Origin of the sequence: Streptomyces sp. SID11385 (genome assembly GCF_010548245.1) — a bacterium.
Classification (GTDB): Bacteria; Actinomycetota; Actinomycetes; order Streptomycetales; family Streptomycetaceae; genus Streptomyces.
The window spans coordinates 1-7,199 of record NZ_JAAGLR010000700.1 but is presented as its reverse complement, the minus strand read 5'-3'; the positions used below and the strand labels follow the sequence as shown (position 1 = coordinate 7,199).

Annotated in this window: 7 protein-coding genes and 1 pseudogene; 3 read left to right on the top strand and 5 right to left on the bottom strand. The window is 73.2% G+C overall.

Annotation, left to right across the window (positions count from 1 at the left end; all coding sequences use genetic code 11):
* A pseudogene (locus tag G3I42_RS21460) lies at positions 1-456 on the top strand (zinc-binding alcohol dehydrogenase family protein); the annotation flags it as partial.
* A 50-nt stretch (positions 457-506) separates the two neighbouring features.
* Here G3I42_RS21460 and G3I42_RS21455 read toward each other — a convergent pair.
* Positions 507-1,031 carry a CGNR zinc finger domain-containing protein gene (locus G3I42_RS21455; protein ID WP_164288302.1) on the bottom strand — a complete coding sequence of 175 codons (525 nt, stop codon included), beginning with the start codon at positions 1,029-1,031 and terminating at the stop codon, positions 507-509.
* 26 nt (positions 1,032-1,057) lie between these two features.
* Here G3I42_RS21455 and G3I42_RS21450 point away from each other — a divergent pair, with 26 nt between their 5' ends.
* Both G3I42_RS21450 and G3I42_RS21445 read left to right on the top strand, forming a co-directional pair.
* The gene (locus G3I42_RS21450) at positions 1,058-2,035 is read left to right on the top strand and encodes an EamA family transporter (protein ID WP_164288300.1); all 978 of its coding nucleotides are present in this window, start codon (positions 1,058-1,060) and stop codon (positions 2,033-2,035) included.
* Positions 2,036-2,184: 149 nt separating this feature from the next.
* Positions 2,185-2,511 carry a hypothetical protein gene (locus tag G3I42_RS21445; protein WP_164288298.1) on the top strand — a complete coding sequence of 109 codons (327 nt, stop codon included), beginning with the start codon at positions 2,185-2,187 and terminating at the stop codon, positions 2,509-2,511.
* A 95-nt stretch (positions 2,512-2,606) separates the two neighbouring features.
* On the opposite strand, the gene G3I42_RS21440 is transcribed toward G3I42_RS21445, so the two are convergent.
* The 4 genes from G3I42_RS21440 to G3I42_RS21425 form a co-directional block, all read right to left on the bottom strand.
* Positions 2,607-3,044, bottom strand: coding sequence for a nitroreductase family deazaflavin-dependent oxidoreductase (locus tag G3I42_RS21440; protein WP_164288296.1), 438 nt, complete (start codon positions 3,042-3,044; stop codon positions 2,607-2,609).
* A 58-nt stretch (positions 3,045-3,102) separates the two neighbouring features.
* Entirely contained in the window at positions 3,103-4,356 is a 1,254-nt protein-coding gene (locus tag G3I42_RS21435) for an acyltransferase family protein (protein WP_343244614.1), read from the bottom strand.
* A 276-nt stretch (positions 4,357-4,632) separates the two neighbouring features.
* Entirely contained in the window at positions 4,633-5,652 is a 1,020-nt protein-coding gene (locus tag G3I42_RS21430; RefSeq protein WP_164288294.1) for a hemolysin family protein, read from the bottom strand.
* 97 nt (positions 5,653-5,749) lie between these two features.
* Positions 5,750-7,111 (bottom strand): hemolysin family protein, encoded by a 1,362-nt coding sequence (locus G3I42_RS21425; RefSeq protein ID WP_164288293.1) that lies wholly within the window; start codon positions 7,109-7,111, stop codon positions 5,750-5,752.
* Positions 7,112-7,199: the final 88 nt, after the last annotated feature.

Sequence of the window (7,199 nt, the reverse complement as noted above, 5' to 3'; positions counted from 1 at the left end):
CCGCACCGCCTCGGCCTCCTCGGCGCGCTCGGCGCCGAACCCCTCGACCTGCGCGGCGAGGAGGGCGAGGTGGCCGATCGGCTCGGGGCCGCCGCGGCGGACGTCGATGTCGTGCTCGACTACCTGTGGGGCGCCCCCACCGAGCGTGCCGTGCCCGCCCTGCTCACCGCCCGCTCCGACCGCTCCCGCCCCCTCACCTGGGTGCAGCTCGGCTCCGTCGCCGGTCCCGAACTCACGCTTCCCTCGGCCTGGTTGCGCGCGGGCGCGCTGTCCTTCGTCGGCAGCGGCCAGGGCTCCGTCACGACGGCGGGGATCGTCGCCGAACTCCCCGCGCTCGCCGAGGAGATCGTGAGCGGGCGGCTCGATGTGCGGCCTGTCGCCCGGCCGTTGGCGCGCGTCGACGAGGTGTGGGGCGAGGAGGTCGCCGCCGGGGAGCGGGTCGTGCTGGTGCCGTGAGGGTACGGGGCGTGCCGACGCCCGCGCCCGCGAACCCGGCGCGGGGACGCTCAGCCGCGCCCCCGGTGGCGGGCCACCGCGTCGTTGTTCGCGCAGCGCACGGTGCAGTACGTGCGGCGGCCCGCGCGCGAGGTGTCGACGTACGCCGCGTCGCAGCGCGCGCAGCGGCCGAGGCGGTGCGCGCTCGACGAGCAGATGACGTACGCGAGCGCCGCCGCGGTCGACGCCTTCACGTGCCCCACCGTCGCCTGGTCCTCCGGGCCGTAGTGCAGGTGCGGGGTGCCGTCGTGGAGCGAGATGCGCGGCAGCGAAGCGGCCTGTGCCAGCGCCGCGTTGGCGTGGGCGCAGCGCGTCGCCAGCGCCTCGGGGTCCAGGGGACGGCCGCCCGAGGGGGCGAAGCACGGGGCGAGCGATGTCGTCGCCCAGGTGCGCAACTCCCGTACGCCGCGCGGGGTCGGGGGCGGGCGGTGGATGCCGTGGGCGCGCAGGAGCGGGGTCAGGTCGTCGGCGGGTGCCGCGTTGACCAGGGCCGCCGCCAGCCGGGCCGCCTCGCCGCCGTAATGGTTGAACTGCACAAGGGCATGACATCACGCTGGCGGTCATGCGTACAGGCATACGAAGCGGCCCGCCGCGTACGGGCCCGCCCCCGGCGCCCGCCGACGCGAGAACGCCCACCGGCACCAAGGCGCGCGCCGCCGCGAAAGCGCCCCGCTCCCTCGCCCGCCTCGCCCCCGTCCTCGTGCTGGGGCAGATGTGCAGCCTCCAGCTCGGGGCCGCCGTCGCCAAGTCCCTTTACGGGCGCGTCGATCCGTTGGTGGTGGCGGGGATGCGGCTCGGCTTCGCGGCGGTGCTGCTCGCGCTGCTGGTACGGCCACGCCTCGCCTCGTACAGCCGTGCGCAGTGGCTCGGCGGGTGTGCGCTCGGGCTCGTCTTCGCGGGCAACAACCTGACGTTCTTTCTCGCGCTCGACCGGCTCCCGCTCGGTGTCGCGGCGACCGTCGAACTCGTCGGGCCGCTCCTCCTCGCCGTCGCGCTCTCCCGCCGGCCCGCGCACCTCGCGGCGGGGCTGCTCGGGCTGGGCGGGGTGCTGCTGCTCGGGGCGCCGGGTGGTGAACTGCCGCTCGCGGGGCTGGGGTTCGGGCTCGCGGCGGCGGGGTGCCGGACCGCGTACGTACTCCTGAGCAAGCGGGTCGGGCGGCTCTTCCCCGACTTCGGCGGGCTCTCGCTCGCGCTGCTCGCCGGGGCGTGCGTGCTCGTGCCGCTCGCGGCGGTGCACAGCGGCGGTCAAGTGCGCGCCGATCCGGGGGTGTTGCTGCCCGGCTGCGCGGTCGCGCTGCTCTCCTCGCTCGTCCCGTACGCGCTCGACATGACCGTCCTGCGCCGCATCGACTCGCGCACCTTCGGCGTCCTGCTCGCCCTCACCCCGGCCCTGGGCGCACTGGTCGGCCTCGTCTTCCTCGGGGAGCCGATCGGCGCCCGCGAGGGAGTCGCGATCGCGCTCGTGGTGGTGGCGGCGGGGTGGTCCGCGCGGGGGCAGAGGGAGGAGGGCCGCGCGGAATTGAAGAATGCCGACGACTGAGGTTAGGGTGCCCTAAGTAGGCGAACGCGCGACTTCCCGGCGGTGGGCGCCAGAGCCAGGAACCCACCGCCGGGACCCGCGCCCGGCTCCCGCGACCGGCCTCCGGCCCGGACCGCCGCCCCGGCCCCCGCAGCGGCTACTCTCCCGCCATGGACGGATTCCGCGTCACCTACACGGTGGAGTGCGCCGAGTCGGCGGCGCTGCTCTCGCCGGACCGCAGGGTGACCCTCGAACGGGGCCTCTCGGTCCTCGCCCGCAACCCGTACCACCCGGCCACGGCCCCCATCGGCACCCACGAGGACAACCGAAAGGCCCAGGTGGCACCGGGAGTCCTCATCGAATACGTGGTCGCCCACGCGGTCATGGTCGTCGTCGTCCTGACCGTCTTCGACGAGTCCCTGTACCTGCTGGCGGACGTACCGGGACAGGTGGAGCGGGGGATGGAGGGGGACGGGGTGACGGGAGGCGGGGGGTGAGGGATGCTCGCCCCCGTCGTCGTCCCGACGTACCTGCACACGTGAAACCGCCCGCACCCCCTCCGGGGCACGGGCGGTTCCTGTAGCGGGGGTGGTCAGTTCTTCGGGGTCAGGATGAAGACGGGGATCGGGCGGTCCGTCTTCTTCTGGTAGTCGGCGTAGTCGGGGAAGGCTTCGACCGCGCGGTCCCACCATTCGGCCTTCTCGGGGCCCGTGGCCTCGCGGGCCGTGTAGTCCTTGCGGACGGGGCCGTCCTGGAGTTCCACCTCGGGGTGGCCCTTGATGTTGTGGTACCAGACGGGGTGCTTGGGGGCGCCGCCCTTGGAGGCGACGACCGCGTACTCGCCGTTGTGCTCGACGCGCATCAGCGGTGTCTTGCGGATCTTGCCGCTCTTCGCGCCGAGCGTCGTCAGGACGATGACGGGCATGCCGCGCATCTCCGTGCCGCGCGTCCCGCCGCTGCCCTCGTACTCCGCGACCTGTTCCCGCACCCATTTCTCGGGGCTCGGTTCGTACTCACCGTTCAGAGGCATCGCGTCCACCCTTCCGTGTCGGTGCCGACAATCTCTCACCGCGGCTCGCGCCGCCGGGTCAGCGGCGCTTGGCGAGTTCTTCGACGTCCCGGCGGAACGCCCACCGCATCTCGGGTTCCATCGCGAACTTGAACAGCCGTTGCACGAGCGGCGTGCACAGCACCGTGATGACGCTCGCCGCGATGAGCGTCACGGCTATCTCGCCGACCGGGCTGTGCAGCCAGTCCGCCGCGTACCAGTCGCCGAAGCGCGAGCCCTTCGCGAGGAAGCCGTGCAGCAGGTAGCCGTACAGCGTTCCCGCGCCGAGCGCCGTGAACCACATGTGCCGGCGCGGCACCCACGCGAGGAAGCACGCGGTGAGCACGAGCGAGCAGCCGAAGAGCGCGAGCGTCATGACGACGCCGGTCCAGCCGGGCGCGCCGAGTTCCTGGGCGCTGTCGCGGTGGTAGAACCAGGCGGAGTTCATGCGCGGCGCCGCCCAGTAGGCGAAGAGCGCGCCGCCGACGAGGACCGGGAGGGACAGGATGCGGGCCTCGCGGCGGCGTACGAGCTGGAAGTGCTCGGGCTTGAGCTTGAGGCCGACGACGAAGAACGGCAGGAACTGGAGGACCCGCTGCATGTCGAGGTCGTCGCCGATGTCCGGCGAGATCGCGGCGAGGATCGCGATGGCGAGCGCGAGCGGCACCGGCCACCGCACGAGCTTCCAGATCGGCGTCGTCAGGCGCCACACGAACAGCGCGACGAGGAACCAGGTCAGGTACCAGGGGTCGAGCAGGCTGAACGGGTAGTCCGGGTCGCCGCCCGCCGTGCGCTTCAGGAGCGTGTACGCGACCTCGAAGATCACGTACGGGACCGCGACCCCGGTGATGAGGCGGCGCAGCCGGTCCGGGCGCATGTCGAAGCTGCGGGACATGTAGCCGGAGATGATGATGAACGCCGGCATGTGGAAGGTGTAGACGAAGATGTAGAGCGCGGACGCGGCCCGGCTGTCCCCGCGCAGCGGCTCCCAGGCGTGCCCCATCGCGACGAGCAGGATCGCGAGGTACTTCGCGTTGTCGAAGAAGGGGTCGCGGCGCTTGGCGGCGGCCTTCCCGGCGGCGCCCCCGGCTTCGGCGCCGGGCTTCCCGGCCGCTCCGGCGTTCGTCGCCGCCGTTTCCCCGGGTGCCGGTACGCGCTTGAGTACGAGGGTGTCGCTGCCCGTACCCGTCGCCGGGCCACCTCTCGCCCCGCGCTCCGGAGGCAGCGGTACGCGCCCCTCGGACGACGGCTCCGTACCGTCCCCTGGTCCGTGTCCGCGCGCGGACTCGCTCACAATCCCTCCCCGATGGAACGCCGACGGGTCGGTACGCGTCTAACCAGAAATGCGGGAAACATGTCGGTGGAAGGCATCAGCGGCAGCGTAGTCACCCCCACCGCACCCGGCACAAGGCCGCCGGGTGTGGCTTGTCCCACCCTGGAGGCGATGCGTCCGTTTTCGGCCGCGTACTTCCCTCAGGGCCTTCTCAGGGCCCTCACAAAGTCGGTACGCAACCTCTCGGGCCGCCGCCGGACGCCGCCCCTGAGCGCGCTCCGGGGCGCCCCCGCTCCCTCAGCGCTCCGCCGCCGGGCCGACCAGTTCCGTCAGCACGTCCTCCATCGTCACGAAGCCGCGTACCCGTCCTTCCTCGCCCGTCACGGCGGCGAGGTGGCTGTCGTCGGTGCGCAGCGCGGTGAGGGTGTCGTCGAGCGGGGTGTCGATGCGGACGCGCGTGAGGGGGTGGTAGGCGGCGCGCGGAAATGGCTTGTCCCGCTCGGTGACGCCGAGGGTGTCCTTGATGTGGAGGTAGCCGAGGAGCGCGCCGCCCTCGCCGGTCACCGGCAGCCGCGAGAAGCCGGACTCGGCGGCGACGCGTTCGAGCCGGGCGGGGGTGACGGTGCTGTCGACCGTGACGAGCGTCGCGCCCGGCTTGATGATCTCGCCGACGGGGCGGGTGCCGAGTTCGAGCGCGTCGCGCAGCCGGTCGCGGTCGGCCTCGCTGAGCAGCCCGGCCTCGCTGGAGTCCTCGACCATCCGCGCGAGCTGGTCGTCGGTGAAGACGGACTCGACCTCGTCCTTCGGCTCGACGCGCAGGAGCCGAAGGAGGTGGTTGGCGAGGCTGTTGATGCCGAACACGAGGGGCTTGAGGACGCGGGTGAGCGCGACGAGCGGCGGCCCGAGGAGCAGCGCGGTGCGGACGGGCTCGGCGAGCGCGATGTTCTTCGGGACCATCTCGCCGATGAGCATGTGCAGGTACGTGGCGAGCGTCAGCGCGATGACGAAGGAGAGCGGGTGCACGAGGCCGTGCGGGATGCTGACCGCCTCGAAGACCGGTTCCAGGAGGTGCGCGATCGCGGGTTCGGCGACGGCGCCGAGGACGAGCGAGGAGACGGTGATGCCGAGCTGCGCGGTCGCGAGCATCGCGGAGATGTGCTCCAGTGCCTTGATCGTGCTGGCCGCCCGCTTGTCGCCGGCCTGCGCGAGCGGTTCGATCTGGCTGCGGCGCACGGAGATCAGCGAGAACTCGCCGCCGACGAAGAAGGCGTTGGTGAAGAGCGTGAGCAGCCCGACGAGCAGCTGAACGGCGGTCATCGGGCGTCCTCCTGGCGGGCGCGGGTGCGGGCGTGGGCACGGGTGGGGGTACCGGCGGGGGTGTGGGTACGGGCGCGGGCTCGGGCGCCTGGTGCGCTCATCGGCCCGGCTCCTCGACGTGTGCCGCGTCGTCCCCGGCCGGTTTCACGACCCGTACGCGCTCGGCCCGGTGGTGCTCGACCGACAGGACCGTGAACTCCCAGCCCCTGGCCGTCGCGTCCAGCTCGCCCAGTTCCACGACGTCCCCCGCCTCCGGGATGCGGCCGAGGCGGGTCGCGAGGAGGCCGGCGACCGTCTCGTAGGGGCCCTCGGGGGCGCGCAGGCCGATGAGGCGGAGCTGGTCGAGGCGCAGGGAGCCGTCGGCCTCCCACGTCTCGCGGCCGTCGGGGGTCGGCGCGCCGGGGACGAGGTCCTCGGTCTCCTCCGGGTCGTGCTCGTCGCGTACCTCGCCGACGACCTCCTCGACGATGTCCTCGACCGTGACGACGCCCGCCGTGCCGCCGTACTCGTCGATGACGACGGCCATCGTGCGCGCGGCGCGCATACGGACGAGGAGGGTGTCGGCGGGGAGCGAGTCGGGGACGAGGAGCGGGGGCGTGGCGAGGTCGGTGACGCGGGTGCGGGAGCGCGCGGCCGGTTCGAGGGCGAGGACGTCGCGGATGTGGACCGTACCCGTGACGTCGTCCAGGTGCTCGCGGTAGACGGGGAAGCGGGAGAGGCCGGTGGCGTGCGCGAGGTTCGCGGCGTCGAGCGCGCTCGCGTCCTCGGCGAGGGCCTGGACCTCGACGCGCGGGGTCATGACGTTCTGCGCGGTGAGGTCGTTGAGGTGCAGCGTACGGATGAACAGCTCGGCGGAGTCCGGTTCGAGCGCGCCTTCGGCGGCCGAGTGCCGGGCCAGCGCGACGAGTTCCTCGGGGCCGCGCACGGAGGCCAGCTCCTCGGTCGGTTCCAGGCCGAGGCGGCGTACGAAGAAGTTCGCCGTCGCGTTGAGGCTGTGGATGAAGAAGCCGAAGAAGGCCGAGAAGCGGCGGTGCGGACCGGCGACGGCGCGGGCGACGGGCACGGGCCGGGAGATCGCCCAGTTCTTCGGGACGAGTTCGCCGACGACCATGAGGACGACGGTGGAGACGCCGACGCCGAGGATCGAGCCGATCGTGGACGTGACCCCGCGCGGCAGGCCGATCGCGGAGAGCGGGCCGTGCAGCAGCTCGGTGACGGCGGGTTCGGCGAGCATCCCGATGACCAGCGAGGTGACGGTGATGCCGAGCTGGGCGCCGGAGAGCTGGAAGGTGAGGGAGCGGACGGCCGCGAGCGCGCCCTCGGCGCCGCGCTCGCCGGCGTCCACGGCCCGCTCCAGGTCGGAGCGTTCGACGGTGGTGAGCGAGAACTCGGCGGCGACGAAGAGCGCGCAGGCGAGGGTGAGGAGGGCGGCCACGAGGAGCTGTACGACGGCGATCACGCGGTCACCACCGGGAGGCGGGCGAGCCGGGCGCGCGGGGCGGGGGCGCTGACACGGGCGGCGCGGGCGGGGCGGGCGGCGTGGGCCG